Raw genomic sequence first — 14,166 nt, forward strand, 5'->3', positions numbered from 1 at the left:
ACCGAAATCGCGCTTCAAGGGCCTCCATGAAGGCCCATTCCCCTTCCATCCCAGCCACCCCCAAAGCTCAACTTTGATTATTCCTACAGACTATGCGGGAATTCCTCTTGACCTTGAGCTAACGCGCGTGAAGAATGGGGCTCATAGCACGGGGATTTGTCCCACCATCGTGGCGATCCGAACGCGTTGTTGCGAAGAGGCAATCCGTCCGGGATGGCCTGAATACCGATCGACAGTGAGATTTCTTCACGTCGGTTGATCGGTGCTCCCTTCCGCCCACTCGTCCACGAGAGGCGTCTCGACCTACCTTTACGCGACGGGCCGACCGAACGACTCGGAGGCTCGCTCGAGACTCGTGGAGACGAACATGAACAGCCTCACGCAAGGAGGCCGGTCGCTCTCGGTCCGCGCCGAAGGGAATCACGTCGGGTCGGCACGCCGCCCGGCCTTCACGCTGATCGAGCTCCTGGTCGTGATCGCGATCATCGCGGTCCTCATCGCCCTCCTCCTGCCCGCGGTGCAGTCGGCCCGCGAGGCGGCCCGGCGCATCCACTGCACCAACAACCTCAAGCAGATCGGCCTCGGGCTCCTCAACTACGAGAGCACCAACGCCTGCTTCCCGCCGGGTGCGCTGCCTTATTTCGAGAACGGGGACATCCGTTCGAGCACCTTCTACAACAACCACGGCCCCAGTGCACACGCCCGGATGCTCAACTACGTTGAGCAGCAGAACCTCTTCAACGCCCTGAATTTCAACGTCAGCATCTTCAACGATCCGATCGGCGATCTGATCAACGTCACTGTGACGTCAACGTATTTGAGCACGTTCATCTGCCCATCGGACGTGCAGCCCGCGTGGCTCATCCAGGGGACGCATACGGTCCTGGCGACGACCCGCGCGGTCGGCAACAACTACTTCGCCTCGATGGGCTCGAGCCTGGAATTCGCGATGCAGCAGACGGGCGGGCCGCCGAATGGCCCTTTCCCCTACATCGGTACGCTCGGTCACATCACCAGGCTCAGCGAGATCACCGACGGCACCAGCAACACCATCGGCTTCGGCGAATGGCGGATCGGGAGCGGCCAGTCTGGGACGCAGTCGATCCAGGACATCGTCTTCACGGGCACCTTCCCCGCCGGGACCGCGAGGAACAACGGGACGCTCAACCTGCCCAATCCGAAGCTCGTCGCGAGCCTGCCCGCGTGGATCGAGGCCTGCTCCGCCCAGTGGCGGGCCGGGGGCGGACGATATGGCAAGTCCGTGACCCTGGGCGAATCCTGGGCGTTCGGCCTGGTCGGCTATAGCCAGGGGAACCTCGTGCTGCCGCCGAACTCGCCCTACCCGTATTGCAGCACCAGCAACAACGGCACGATCGAGAGCGTCGGGATCTACGGCCTGAGCAGCCATCACCCCGGCGGGGCCAACGTGGTCCTCCTCGACGGATCGGTCCGCTTCCTCAAGGACAGCGTGAGCCGCCCGACGCTCTGGGCGCTCGGATCGATCAGGCAGGGCGAGGTGATCTCCTCCGATTCTTATTGACCCGCGGCGAAGCCGTCCGGAACGAACTGTCAGGAGCAAGTCCCCGATGAAGCCTTCTACGAGATGGCTGCCGGCCATCCTCGCGATCGTCCCCCTCGGCCCGCCTTCCGCGCGGGCCGAGGTCGCTCCCGCGTCGGCGAGCCCCGAGAAGAAGGTCGAGTTCTTCGAGAAGAAGATCCGGCCGATCCTCGTGAGCCAGTGCCATACCTGTCATTCGGCCGAAACGAATTCCAAGGGGGGCCTGCGGGTCGATGACCGCAACGGCCTCGTCCAGGGGGGCAACAGCGGGTCGGCCGTCGTCCCCGGGAAGCCCGACGAGAGCCTGCTCCTCCAGGCGGTCCGGCACGCCGACGATGCCCCCAAGATGCCCCCGAAGTCGAAGCTGACCGACGCGGAGATCGCCGATCTGGCGCGATGGATCGAGGACGGCGCCGCCTGGCCCGCCGAGGTCGCCGCGAGCGCCCCGGCCCGTGGCCAGTGGGAGGAGAAGTACGCGGCCCTCCGCAAGAGCCACTGGGCCTGGCAGCCGGTCCGCGGCGGCGGCCCGCCGCCGGTACGCGACGCCTCCTGGCCGAGGTCGGACGTCGATCGCTTCGTCCTGGCCGGCCTCGAGGCGAAGGGCCTCTCGCCGGTGGGCGATGCCGACCGCGTCGCGCTGATCCGGCGGGCCACCTTCGACCTGACGGGCCTGCCGCCCGAGGTTGCCGACGTCGAGGCCTTCCTCCGCGACGACTCCGCCGGGGCCTTCGAGCGCGTGGTCGACCGGCTCCTGGCCTCGCCGGCCTTCGGCGAGCGGTGGGGGCGGCACTGGCTGGACGTCGCCCGGTACGGCGAGTCGACCGGCTCCTCGCGGAACGTCCCGTTCCCCCATGCCTGGAGATATCGCGACTACGTCATCGACGCCTTCAACCGCGACGTCCCCTTCGATCGCTTCCTCCGCCAGCAGATCGCCGGTGACCTCCTGCCGGCGGCCGACGACCGCGAGCGTCGCGAACACCTGGTGGCCACCGGGTTCCTCGCGCTCGGCGTCAAGGACGTCAATCAGCGGTTCAAGGTCCGCTTCGTCATGGACAACGTGGACGAGCAGATCGACACCGTCAGCCGCGCCGTGCTCGGGCTGACGGCGAGCTGTGCCCGCTGCCATGATCACAAGTTCGACCCCATCCCCCAGGCCGATTATTACGCCCTGGCCGGCATCTTCCAGAGCACCGACCTGTGCGCCGGCGTCCGGAACAAGATGGGGGGCGGCGGGCTCGACTACTACGACACGGCCATGCTGATCCCGCTGGACTCCGCCCCCGCCTCGAAGGCCGACTCGGCCAAGGTCGAGGAGGCGAAGAAGAAGGTCGCCGCCGCGAAGGCCGAGTTCGAGAAGCTTCGGGACTCCCCCGCGGGGGCCGAGCTCGGCCCCAACGGCCGGCCGAAGCGGGCCGCGGCCCGCCAGAAGATGGTCAAGCTCCAGGCCGATCTCCTCCAGCTCACGGACCCGGCCGCGCTCGGCCCGGTCGCCCTGGGCGTCCGCGACGGCAAGGCCGTCGGCGACACCCAGGTCCGGATCCGGGGCGAGGCCGAACGGCTCGGCCCGACCGTCCCCCGCGGGTTCCTGTCGGTCCTCAACCTGCCGGGCCAGCCGGCGATCCCGGCGAAACAGAGCGGCCGCGCGGAGCTCGCGAGCTGGCTGACCAGCCCGGACAATCCGCTGACCTCCCGGGTCTTCGTCAACCGCGCCTGGCAGCATCTCTTCGGGCAGGGCCTGGTGCGCACGGTCGACAACTTCGGCGTGACGGGCGACCTGCCGTCCCATCCGGAGCTGCTGGACCATCTCGCCCGCGAGTTCACCCGGGACGGCTGGTCGGTCAAGCGGCTGGTCCGACGGCTCATCCTGACCCGGGCCTACCAGCTCGATTCGTCCGCGACCCCGGATCGACTGGCCGCCGACCCGTCGAATCGGCTGGTCTGGAGGCACGCCCCGCGGCGGCTCGACGCCGAGGAGATCCGCGACGCCACCCTGGTCGCGGCCGGCCGCCTCGATCCGGTCCGGCCCGTCGGGGACTCGTCCCCCTCTTCCTCGATGAAGGTGATCGAGATCCGCAACAACGGCCCGGAGGCTCGCAAGCTCCTGGAGATCGCCGGCGCGAGCCGGTTGCGGAGCGTCTACCTCCCGTCGCTCCGGGGGATCACGCCCGGCTCGCTCGAGGTCTTCGACCCCGCCGAGCAGGGCATGGTCACGGGCCGTCGCGAGACGACGACCGTCCCGTCGCAGAGCCTCTACTTCCTCAACGACCCGTTCGTCCGCAGGCGGTCGATCGAGCTGGCCGACCAGCTCCTGGCCCGGTCGGACCTCGACGAGGCGGCCCGGATCGACCTGGCCTATCGCCGCACCGTCGGCAGGCCGGCCTCGGCCAATGAGCTCCGCCGGGCCTCGGCCTACATCGCCGAGTTCGCCCGCGATGCCCGCGCGGCGATCGACTGGAGCCCCTCCACCGCGGTCGCCGCCAAGGCCCCCGAGCCTCAGACGCGGCCGAAGCCCAAGGCCGCCGCCGCCCCGGTGAACCCCGACGAGGCCGACCAGTCCGACGAACCCGTCCGCGAGGAGGTCATCCGCGCCTCCAATCCGGAATCGGCCGCCTGGTCGAGCTTCTGCCAGGCCCTCCTCGGCTCGGCCGAGTTCCGATACCTGCGATGACGCTCCGGCCCCTCGCTCTTGATCAATCAATCCATACGAGAACGACGATGCCAAACGATTCTCCGCATCTTCCCGGGTCCCTCCTCACCCGCCGCCAGGCCCTCCGGTCCGCCGGCGCCGGCTTCGGCAGCCTCGCCCTGGCGGGCCTGCTCGACCAGGCCGCCCCCGCGGCCCGCGCCGCGGGGACTCCGGGAAAGCCCGCCACCCCGGCCGACCGCCCCCTCGCGCCCCGGCCACCCCACTTCCCGGCGAAGGCCAAACGGATCATCTTCCTGTTCATGCAGGGGGCCATCTCCCAGATGGACACCTGGGAGTACAAGCCCAGGCTCCAGCAGAGCGACGGCAAGGTCGGCCCGGGGGGCGGCACGCTCACGGCCTCGAAGTTCCGCTTCCGCCAGCACGGCGAGACCGGGACCTGGGTCTCCGAGCTCTACCCGCACCTGGCCGCCCACGTGGACAAGTTCTGCTTCCTGCGCGGGCTCTACACCGACACCCCGGCCCACCCCGAGGCGGTCATCCAGATCCACACCGGGGCCAAGCTCGTCCAGCTCACGAGGCCCTCGATGGGCTCGTGGCTGCTCTACGGGCTGGGGACCGAGAACCAGGACCTGCCGGGCTACGTGACGATCAACCCGCCGCCCAACTTCGGCGGTGCGCTCAATTACGGCAGCGCCTTCCTGCCGGCCCACTTCCAGGGGACGCGGATCAACGACCTGGGCTACCTGCCCAACCTGAAGGCGCAGTCCCCGTCGAGCCTCCAGCGGAAGCAGATCGACCTGGTGCAGGCCATGAACCGCGACCTCGCCGCGACTCCCTCGGCGCCCGACGAGCTCGAGGGGATCATCTCGTCGTACGAGCTGGCCTTCCGGATGCAGGGCAAGGTCCCGGAGCTGCTGGACATCGCCAGCGAGCCGCAGGCGGTCCTCGACGCCTACGGCGTCAAGCCCGGCCCCGCCGGGAGCTTCGCCAGGCAGTGCATCATGGCCCGGCGGCTGAGCGAGGCCGGGGTGCGGTTCGTCGAGATCTGCCATCCGGGCTGGGACCAGCACAACGACCTGCACGCGGGCCTGATCCGCAACACGGCCGCCACCGACCAGCCGACGGCCGCCCTGCTCGCCGACCTGGACCAGCGCGGGCTCCTCGACGAGACTCTCGTCCTCTTCGGCAGCGAGTTCGGCCGCCTGCCGACCGCCCAGGGGCCCGACGGCCGCGACCACAACATCACCGGCTACCCGATGTGGCTGGCCGGCGCCGGCGTCAAGCCGGGCTTCTCCTTCGGCGCCACCGACGAGTTCGGCCAGCACGCCGTCGAGGGCCGGATGCACATCAACGACCTCCACGCCACGATCCTCGCCCTGATGGGCCTGGACCACGAACGCCTCACCTACCGCTACGCCGGCCGCGACTTCCGCCTCACCGACGTCGCCGGCAACGTGGCCCGCTCCATCTTCGCCTGAACGCTAGCCACCGATGAAGAGGGGGGGAGGAATTTAGCCACAGATCAACACTGATAAACACAGATAAGAGATGAATTGGGGAGGGACGGGGAAGGGAAAGGGAAGGACGGTCAGGGTGGGCTTGCGGAGATGCCGAGGCCCGACCCAGTCGCCGGGCTGGCCGCCGGATTCCGGGCTCGCCCAACCTGAATTTCCCTCCCTCCCTCCCTCCTTCCCTCCCTCCCTCTCTATCTGTGTTGATCTGTGTTCATCCGTGGCTAAATTCCTCCCCTCTTCTCTCCGTGGCGACATCTCCCTTGACCTGTCCAGGAGTTCATACTACATTTCTGTTCATGACGACGCGAGCATCCGCCAGGGCGATCGGGCATCTGGACGCCGACTGTTTCTACGTGTCGGCGGAGCGGGTGCGGGATGGCTTCCTGGAGGGGAAGCCGGTGGGGGTGCTGGGGAACCAGGGGGCGTGCGTCATCGCCAAGAGTTATGAGATGAAGGCGAAGGGGGTGAAGACCGGGGAGCCGATCTGGGACGCGATGGAGAAGTGCCCGGAGGGGATCTACGTGAAGCGGGACTTCCGCTGGTACGAGGTCCTCAGCCGGCTGATGCTGGACGCGGTGCGGGACCTGTCGCCGCGGGTGGAGTACTACTCGATCGACGAGTTCTTCTTCCTGGCCCTGGCCGATCGCGGGCAGACGCTCCAGTCGCTGGCGGAGGAGATGCGGGACCGGATCCGGGAGCGGCTGGGGGTGCCGGTGACGGTGGGGATCGCCCGGACGCGGACGCTGGCGAAGCTGATCTCGGATTCGGCCAAGCCGTTCGGGGCCAGGGCGGTGATCGGGGCCGATCAGGAGGAGGAGCTGCTCAGGGGGCTGCCGGTGACGGAGATCACCGGGATCGCGGGGCGGCGGGCGGCACGGCTGTCCCCCTGGGGGATCGCGAGCTGCCTGGACCTGGCCCGGGCGGACCGGAGGCTCGTGCGGTCGCTGCTGACGGCGGCGGGAGAGACCCTCTGGTGGGAGCTCAATGGGGATCCCGTGCAGGCGATCCACGCCAAGCGCCCGGCCCACAAGGTGCTGTCGCGCGGGGGCTCGTTCGGCGAGTCGACGGCCGCGCCGGGGGTGCTCTATGCCTGGCTGGTCCGCAACCTGGAGCGGCTGATCGAGGAGATGCGGTTCCACGGCGTGACCGCGGGGCGAATCACGGTGGCCCTCAACTACAAGACCGGGCACTCGGGGGTCGGCCAGCGGACGATGCCGGTGGCCACGGACCGCTTCGACCTCCTGCTCGACGCGGCCCGGCCGTGCCTCCGCAAGGCGTGGATGCCGGGGGTCCAGGCCAGCCACATGCACCTGATCGCGGAGGACCTCGCCCCCCGCGGCCAGTGCCCGCCGGGGCTGTTCGAGGACCCCGCGGCGCGGGCCCGTGCGGAGGCCGTCGCCCGGGTCAAGGAGCAGGTGAACAACCGGATGGGCCGCTTCAGCCTCCGCAGCGCCGCCACCCTCCGCCTGCCGGAGATCTACCGCGACGTGGCCAATGAATATGACATCTGCGACATCCGAGGGAAAATCTGCTTCTGATCCGGGATCGCCGCGACAACGATAACAATGTGCGTCGGAATTGCCCTGCCATGGAGTGAGCTGCCCACGGAGCTGTCGGCACGATACGGGCTGGAACGCCGCGTCCACGAGCGTGGGGGCGAGCGCGAGGTGCGATTTTACTATCGCGACCGCCGGCCGCGGCTGCCCGTCTGGCGCGACGGCCGGCTCCTGGTCGTCCGCTGGGGCAACGGCCGGGGGCAGAGCCGGTTCCTCCCCGCCACCGGCTGGACCTGGCAGTCCACCATCGACGAGGGCTACTGGCGGAACCTCGACGGCGTCTACGTGGACATCCCCGCCTCGCTCGGCTACGACCGCGGGGTCTGGTACAAGATCCGCCAGGGGATCCGCGGGATCCTCGTCCCCGACGAGCGCGGGGTCGCCGTCGTCTACATGATCTGCGAGCCGGCCAGCCACTATTACCAGATCATGACCCGCTCCCCTCGCATGCCCGTGCTCATCGAGGAGCGGATCTGACCCGAGGGGCCGCGCGCTTGACCGCCGATGGCGGACAGGCGATCATCGGCCCGTCGTCGCGACGTTCCCGCATCCCCTTGCGGCCATCGAGGATCGCTCGCATGTCCACGCCAGAATCCACGCCGCAGGCCCCCAACGCGGACGTCCCGGTCGGCGTGGCCATCGTCGGCGAGCCCGGCACGGTCACCGCCCGCCGGGCCGGCGGGCTCCGCGACCTGGCGCTCGAGGTCGACCCCAAGAAGGTCGGCGACGACGCCGCGCTCCAGCACCTGGCGAAGGCCGTCAACATCGCCTTCCAGACCGATTACGGCGAGAACTACCTGGAAGCCGTCTACCAGGCGGCCATCGTCCGGCGAGGGGCCGTGACGATCGTCCACCGCGAATACTTCGGCTACGGCGACACCTGGTTCGGCCAGCTCGGCCGCCTGATCCGCTCGCTCGAGCTCACCATGGAGGGCCCCGATCCGGCCTCCCCGGAGGGGCGGGCGGCGATCGCCGAGAAGGGGCCGCGATCGATCCGCGGCCTGCTCAACCTGATCGGCCGCAAGCTCGACCTGGCGAGCGAGTACGAGGACCGCGTGCCGGCCTACGTCGAGCAGATGTTCGACCGGCTGGAGGCCTCCGGGATCATCGTCGGCTGGGATCGCGACGACTGGGAGATCGCGACGACCACCATCGGCCTGGACATCCGGATCTCGCGCAAAGCCCCGGCCCGTCCGGCGGGCGAAGGCGAGGAGATCTCGCCGGCGATCCCGCCTCCCAAGCGTTGATTACCTGGGCGGCTTCTTCGCGTCCTTGCCGTCCGTCGCCGGCGCGGGGGCGTCGTCGGAGTCGCCCGAGAAGGCGTCCTCGAACCGGCTCACGCCGGAGGGCTTCGCGGCCGCGGCCCCCTTCGCGGGCTCGGCCTTCCGGGAGGCCAGCTTCTTGAGGTACTTCTCGGGGTTCTCCTTGAACTCGTCGATGCAGCCGGTGCAGCAGACGGGGTAGGACTGGCCCTGGTACGAGACCGACATCGCGGCGGCCCCGCCCGTGACGATGCAGCGGGGACGCTCGACGGCCGAGGCTCCGGCGGCGAGGGACTCGCCCTCGCGGGTCAGGCCGACCTCGGATTTCGGGGCGAACGCGGTCGACCCCGCCGGCTTCCGGTCGATCGTCATGACGTAGCGGACGAAGTTCGCATTGGGCCGGATCGAGAGCCGCTGCGTCCCGCCGCCGGACGGCTCGGCCCGCTCCAGGTTCAGGACCTTGCCGGTGGCATCGAGCGTCCCCGTGAAGACGACGGCCTTGCCCCGATCGCCGGGCTCCTTGCCCTCGAGCCGATAGCGGCGCGAGGGTGCGTCGTAGGTCAACCGGCCCTGGGCGAGGACCTTGCCGGCCTTGATGGAGACGGTCAGCCCCACGGGCTTCCCCTTCTCGAAGGCCCAGGCCCAGGTGTGGGTCTCGGTCCACCCGCGGAAACGCTGGGAGGGATTGTCCCTGGGCACCCCCTGCCCCTTCCACGAACCGACCAGGAACTCGAGCGGGGCCAGCGCCGGCGGGACGTCACGGGACGGCTCAGGCGGCTGGCCCAGGATCGGGCCGACGAACAGGACGGCCGGGACGATGAGGAAGAGGCGAGGGTATCGCATGATGAGACCTGGTGCCGTGGACTCAGAGTGAGGGCCGGGCGTCGGCCTTCGCTCCCCGATCGCGGGGGAAGTCGACGTCGATGTAGCCGATCATCATCTCGTCGGTCGTCTGATCGCCCCAGCGGACGAGCCGGGTGGGGTCCGGGTTGTTCGGGTTGCCCGCGGAATTATCGAAGTGGGCCAGGCAATCGATGCGGGTCCCGGCGGGGAGGGCCATCGGGTTGGCGAGCGTGTAGATGCTCTGCCAGCCGAAATCGTAGGCCGGGACCGAGAGGACGACCTCCGGGGGCTGACCGGGTCGCGTGACCGTGTACCGGAAATCCTTCCCTCGCAGGTGCATGTGGGGCATGAAGTTGAGCAGCCGCGTTTCCCGGTCCAGGGTCAGGGTCGAGGCGACGGGGACGTCGTCCTTCCCCGCCGGGATCAGGAACCCCGTCTCGGCGATGCCGACGGTGCGCGCCTCGCGTACGACCGGCTCCTTCGCGAAGACGAGCCCGACCTTCGAGCGGTCGGTGTGTGGCTGGCCGTTGGGGGTGTAGTGGAGCTCGAAGAGGAGGTCGGATCCGGCCGGGATCCGCTTGGCCGTCCCCGCGGGGTAGATGCTGGGCAGGTCGCCGGGGGCGTAGGCGACGAGGTGCGACTCCTCGTGCCGGTCCCGCTTCGCATCCTTCGGCGGGACGACGTAGGCGATGATGTGATGGACGGCCGAGCGTTCGCCGGGCCGGGCCTCGGCGGCCTGCACCCAGCGGTCTTCCTGGAAATGAGTCGGCACGCGGATCCGGACGTATTCGAGGACGCCCTGGGCGGGCACGAGGTAGTCCTGGGGCATCTCGATGACCAGATCGGGCTTGCCGATGGTCCAGCCGTCGGGGAACTCGCGCGGGGGCGGGGCGTCCTTCGGGTCGCCCAGGGGCGTCCCCTGCTCGACCCAGGCCAACAGGGTCGCGCGTTCGCGGGGCGTCAGGCTGCGGTCGTTCGAGAACTTGCCGTGGCGAGGGTCGGCATGCCAGGGGGGCATCCGCCGGTTGTCCACCACCTCGCCGATCATCGCGGCGTGCTTCCTCGCGTCGTCATAGGTCCGGAGCGGGAACGGACCGACCTGGCCGGGGCGATGGCAGGACTCGCATCGCTCCTGCAGGATCCGCCCGGCCTGGGCATACGTGACAGCCCCCACGTCGGCGGTCGTCTCGCCCGCTGTCTCCTTGATCCCGGCCAGGATCGCCGGGGCCGCCGGTCGGATCCGCGGGGCCGAGGACCGGGCTTCCGCCGGTAAGGCCCGGTCGATGAGGCAGCCCGGCGCGGCGGTCGAGGCCAGCGCGACGGGCTTCCCCGCCAGGATCGAGTCCAGGGCGTCCGCCAGGTAGCGGTGAGCGGGCTCGGGCTTGCGCGTCCCCACGCCGTACTGGTCATCGATCGCGCCCCGATACCGGATCACGGCGCGGCCGTCCAGGACGACCACCTCGGGGGTCCGCTCCGCCATGGCCAGGTCGGCCACGACGTTCCGCTCGTCCCGGAGCATGGGGAAATCGAGGGCGTGCTTGCGGGCCTGGGCGGCCATCGCGGCGGCGGAATCGCCCGCGTTGGAGTTGATCGCCAGGAAGACGACGCCGCGGGACCGGTAGGCGGAATTCAACTCCTTGAGCCGAGGCGCGTACAGCTCGGCGAGCGGGCATTCGGCCCCCAGGAAGACGAGCACGGCCGCCTTCTTGCCGGCAAAGCCGTAGAGCGAGACCTGGCGGTCGTTGACCACGTCGCGGAGCTTGAAATTCCCCATCCGCTGGCCGACGCCGCGGTCCGCGGGGAGCGCGGGGCGGGGCTGTCCGTCCGCGGCGACGGGCCGTGATACCCCGATCAGGGTGCATGCCGAGAGGACCCAGGCGAGCACGGCGCCGCCGGATCGTCGTGATGGGGAAGCCGACGTCGCTCCTCGGATCGTTCTCATTCCGGAACCTCGGGGTATGGGGGCGAGCCGAACGCTCGCCGGGTTTCAACTCTCCCGAGTAAGACCCTGTGACGCAACGCCAGGTTTCAACTCTCCCGGGAAAAGTCCGAACGGGAGTGGCATGGCCGCCTCGCGGCTTTCTGATATAGTCCCGGCCGAGCCCCCTCGGACGGACTCGCGGGGGCGTCCTGGCCGATGCGATGGGGAGTCAGACCGCGCATGGATAATCCGGAAGGGAGGCCCGGGACGGGGCGATGGGTGGCGATCGCGACGGGGGTCTTCCTGGTCCTGGGGATCCTGATTCGGCTGACTCGCTATCTGGTCGTCTATCCGATCTGGCACGACGAGGCGTTCCTGGCGGCGAGCCTCTGGGATCGCAGCTATGTGGACCTCTTCCGGCCGCTCGAATACGGGCAGATCGCCCCCTGGCTCTTCCTGGTCATCGAGCGGACCGCGGTGGACTGGCTGGGATACTCGGAATGGTCGCTCCGACTCTTCCCGACGATCTGCAGCGTCGCCGGCATGGTCGTCTTCGGCCATCTCTCGGGGCAGCTTCTCACGGGGAAGGCGCGGCTGATCGCGGTCGCCGTCTTCGCCACGGCGATCTTCCCGATCCGGCACGGGGCCGAGATCAAGCCCTATGCGGGCGACCTGCTGGCCGCGCTGATCGTCGTGAGCCTGGCCCTCCACGCCATCAAGGAACCCGGCCGGAGTCGGTGGTGGTGGATCATGGCCGCGGCCTCGCCGGTCCTGATCGCCGTCTCGTATCCGGTCATCTTCGTGCTGGGGGGGATTGCGATCGCCACGGCCCCCCTGGTCCTCCGGTCGCCGGAGCGGTCGGTCCGACTGGGCTGGCTGACGACCAACCTGGTGGTCGCGGCCGCCTTCCTTTCGGTCTACTTCGCGTGCACCCAGTTCCAGGCGGCGGCCATGCGCGACCAGTACCGGACCGGCTGCTGGGCGGACGCCTTCCCTCCGCTGGACCGACCCTGGATGGTCCCGGTTTGGCTCGTCGACGTGACGTCCGGCGTGATGATGGCCTACCCGGCGGGCGACCGGCACGGCGGCAGCACGGCGACCCTGCTCTGCCTGATCGCGGGTGCCCTTTGCCTGGCGAGGCGGGGAGACCGGGCCGCGCTCGGGGTCCTGCTGGCCCCGTCCGCCCTGGGACTCGCCGCGGCGTTCCTGGGCCGTTATCCGTTCGGCGGGGCGCAGCGGGTCATGCTCTATCTCGCCCCGTCGATCTGCCTCCTGGCCGGCCTGGGGCTGGCGGACCTGATCGCTCGCATCCGGATACCACGCCGGCAGTTCGCGGCGATCGCGGGCTGCACGGCGGCGCTCGCGATCCTCGGCGTCGGGCTGCTCGTCCGCGACCTGGCCAGGCCGTACCGGGTGATCGAGGACGCGAGGACCCGGGAGTTCGCACGCTGGGTCTGGTCCGGCCAGTCGCCCCGGGGCGAATCGGCCTGCGTGAAGACCGACCTGGGGCTATCGGCCCGGCCGGACCTCTGGCGGGTGGGGATGTCCGCGGTCTACCTCTTCCATCAGCGGATGTTCTCCGAGCGTCATCGGGACCGGCTCCCCGTGGACCTTGATCCCTCGCGATACTCGGCCGATCGGCCCCTCCGCCTGGTCGCCTTCGACGAGCTGCCGGAGGGGGAGCCGGGGTTCGACGCGTGGTACGCCGCGCTGCTACGGAGTTTCGAGGTCCGCCGCCGCGATTCGTACGAGATCCAGCCCGGCAAGCCGGGAGAGGGCTGGCTGCGCGATGCCTACGTCGTGCTGGAGCTGGTGCCGCGACGCGACGGCGCCTCGATCGCGGGCAAGGCGCCCCGGCCGATCAGCCGGTACTAACCAATTCAAATCGCTCTGGCCAAAGAGGATGGGCCAAGATAAGCTAGGGATAAGTGAGCGGCGTGCGAATCGGCAACGGTCCGCATGCCGTTTCGAGATAGACGGTTAGGCAACAGACGTGACGGGACTCGCCATGCGAATGGCGGCAGTGATCGTCCCCGACCTGGGGACCGGTCCGGACACACCGATCGTCGTCAGCTACTGGTTTGTCGCGCGTGGGGAGACGGTCTGGGAGGGGGAGCGGCTGGTCGAGGTACTGGCCGGCCCCGCGTCCTTCGATGTCCCCGCGCCGGCGACCGGCCGCCTGGTGGAGATCCGAGCGCGCGAGGATGATCAGGTCCTCCCGGGTACCTTACTCGGACGGCTCGCGGTCCTGGGCGAGGAGGGCGGCGACGATCTCGGCGATCCGGACGGCGAGGGTCGGGGGCGTGGCCGCGATCCGGGCAGCATCCCTCCGCGCTCAGGTCCGCCCGCCACATGACCACGTTCCACGAGCGATCTGCCGGAGTGATACCCTTCCGACGGGAGCCGGACAGGGGGCTCGTCTACCTGGTCCTCCACTCGGCCACGGTGCGCAATCCCCGGGCCAAGTGGGAGTTCCCCAAGGGAGGCGTCGAGCAGGGAGAGACCACGCGCCAGACCGCCTCGCGGGAGTTCCAGGAGGAGACCGGCCTCACGGGCTGGAGGTTCATCGACGATTTCGAGCGGAGCCTCTCCTACACCTACATCCGCCGCGGCCGCAAGGTGGTCAAGACGGTGACCTACTACCTGGTCGAGGTCGATCTCGCCGCCGACCCGACCCGATCGGAGGAGCACGTCGAGGACGCGCAGGGCCGGTGGTTCCAGTGGGGGAGCTTCGACCAGATCAATCAGTTGCTCTACCACACCAAGATCCGCCAGGTCTTCGCGGAGGCGAACGCCTGGCTCCGCGAGGGGGCGGCCGGCCCCCCCACCTGACCGACCGGCCGACGGCGGGACGGGGCGTGTCCT

Annotated in this window: 11 protein-coding genes; 9 read left to right on the plus strand and 2 right to left on the minus strand. The window is 69.5% G+C overall.

Annotation, left to right across the window (positions count from 1 at the left end):
* Positions 1-367: 367 nt before the first annotated feature.
* From G6O54_RS00005 to G6O54_RS00030, 6 genes are all read left to right on the plus strand, one after another.
* Positions 368-1,540 (plus strand): DUF1559 family PulG-like putative transporter, encoded by a 1,173-nt coding sequence (locus G6O54_RS00005; protein ID WP_165218912.1) that lies wholly within the window; start codon positions 368-370, stop codon positions 1,538-1,540.
* Positions 1,541-1,586: 46 nt separating this feature from the next.
* A complete protein-coding gene (locus G6O54_RS00010) occupies positions 1,587-4,226 on the plus strand; it encodes a PSD1 and planctomycete cytochrome C domain-containing protein (RefSeq protein ID WP_165218915.1) in 2,640 nt (879 codons plus the stop codon).
* A gap of 47 nt (positions 4,227-4,273) precedes the next feature.
* Positions 4,274-5,683: a DUF1501 domain-containing protein gene (locus G6O54_RS00015; RefSeq protein ID WP_165218918.1), complete on the plus strand. Its 1,410-nt coding sequence runs from the start codon at positions 4,274-4,276 to the stop codon at positions 5,681-5,683.
* Positions 5,684-6,015: 332 nt separating this feature from the next.
* Complete coding sequence (locus tag G6O54_RS00020) at positions 6,016-7,257, plus strand: DNA polymerase Y family protein (protein ID WP_165218921.1); 1,242 nt, start codon at positions 6,016-6,018, stop codon at positions 7,255-7,257.
* A 27-nt stretch (positions 7,258-7,284) separates the two neighbouring features.
* A complete protein-coding gene (locus tag G6O54_RS00025) occupies positions 7,285-7,752 on the plus strand; it encodes a hypothetical protein (RefSeq protein ID WP_165218924.1) in 468 nt (155 codons plus the stop codon).
* 101 nt (positions 7,753-7,853) lie between these two features.
* Complete coding sequence (locus G6O54_RS00030; RefSeq protein ID WP_165218927.1) at positions 7,854-8,522, plus strand: hypothetical protein; 669 nt, start codon at positions 7,854-7,856, stop codon at positions 8,520-8,522.
* On the opposite strand, the gene G6O54_RS00035 is transcribed toward G6O54_RS00030, so the two are convergent.
* Both G6O54_RS00035 and G6O54_RS00040 read right to left on the minus strand, forming a co-directional pair.
* Entirely contained in the window at positions 8,523-9,380 is an 858-nt protein-coding gene (locus G6O54_RS00035; protein ID WP_165218930.1) for a YHS domain-containing protein, read from the minus strand.
* Positions 9,381-9,402: 22 nt separating this feature from the next.
* Positions 9,403-11,322, minus strand: a complete 1,920-nt coding sequence (locus G6O54_RS00040; protein ID WP_250846624.1) for a redoxin domain-containing protein — start codon at positions 11,320-11,322, stop codon at positions 9,403-9,405.
* Between the two features lie 219 nt (positions 11,323-11,541).
* Between G6O54_RS00040 and G6O54_RS00045 the strand changes: the two genes are divergently transcribed.
* The 3 genes from G6O54_RS00045 to G6O54_RS00055 all read left to right on the plus strand — a co-directional run bounded on the left by G6O54_RS00045 (position 11,542) and on the right by G6O54_RS00055 (position 14,133).
* On the plus strand, positions 11,542-13,176 hold the full coding sequence (locus tag G6O54_RS00045; RefSeq protein WP_165218933.1) for a glycosyltransferase family protein: 1,635 nt from the start codon (positions 11,542-11,544) through the stop codon (positions 13,174-13,176).
* A 133-nt stretch (positions 13,177-13,309) separates the two neighbouring features.
* Positions 13,310-13,657 (plus strand): biotin/lipoyl-containing protein, encoded by a 348-nt coding sequence (locus tag G6O54_RS00050; protein ID WP_165218936.1) that lies wholly within the window; start codon positions 13,310-13,312, stop codon positions 13,655-13,657.
* A complete protein-coding gene (locus tag G6O54_RS00055; protein WP_165218939.1) occupies positions 13,654-14,133 on the plus strand; it encodes a bis(5'-nucleosyl)-tetraphosphatase in 480 nt (159 codons plus the stop codon). The genes G6O54_RS00050 and G6O54_RS00055 overlap by 4 nt, the downstream gene beginning before the upstream one ends.
* Positions 14,134-14,166 lie beyond the last annotated feature (33 nt).

The sequence above is a fragment of the Aquisphaera insulae genome (genome assembly GCF_011064615.1).
In the GTDB taxonomy this organism is placed as follows: domain Bacteria; phylum Planctomycetota; class Planctomycetia; order Isosphaerales; family Isosphaeraceae; genus Aquisphaera; species Aquisphaera insulae.

Coding starts and splice junctions, on each gene's coding strand:
- G6O54_RS00005 (WP_165218912.1), top strand. CDS start 368: ATGAACAGCCTCACGCAAGGAGGCCGGTCGCTCTCGGTCCGCGCCGAA.
- G6O54_RS00010 (WP_165218915.1), top strand. CDS start 1,587: ATGAAGCCTTCTACGAGATGGCTGCCGGCCATCCTCGCGATCGTCCCC.
- G6O54_RS00015 (WP_165218918.1), top strand. CDS start 4,274: ATGCCAAACGATTCTCCGCATCTTCCCGGGTCCCTCCTCACCCGCCGC.
- G6O54_RS00020 (WP_165218921.1), top strand. CDS start 6,016: ATGACGACGCGAGCATCCGCCAGGGCGATCGGGCATCTGGACGCCGAC.
- G6O54_RS00025 (WP_165218924.1), top strand. CDS start 7,285: ATGTGCGTCGGAATTGCCCTGCCATGGAGTGAGCTGCCCACGGAGCTG.
- G6O54_RS00030 (WP_165218927.1), top strand. CDS start 7,854: ATGTCCACGCCAGAATCCACGCCGCAGGCCCCCAACGCGGACGTCCCG.
- G6O54_RS00035 (WP_165218930.1), bottom strand. CDS start 9,380: ATGCGATACCCTCGCCTCTTCCTCATCGTCCCGGCCGTCCTGTTCGTC.
- G6O54_RS00040 (WP_250846624.1), bottom strand. CDS start 11,322: ATGAGAACGATCCGAGGAGCGACGTCGGCTTCCCCATCACGACGATCC.
- G6O54_RS00045 (WP_165218933.1), top strand. CDS start 11,542: ATGGATAATCCGGAAGGGAGGCCCGGGACGGGGCGATGGGTGGCGATC.
- G6O54_RS00050 (WP_165218936.1), top strand. CDS start 13,310: ATGCGAATGGCGGCAGTGATCGTCCCCGACCTGGGGACCGGTCCGGAC.
- G6O54_RS00055 (WP_165218939.1), top strand. CDS start 13,654: ATGACCACGTTCCACGAGCGATCTGCCGGAGTGATACCCTTCCGACGG.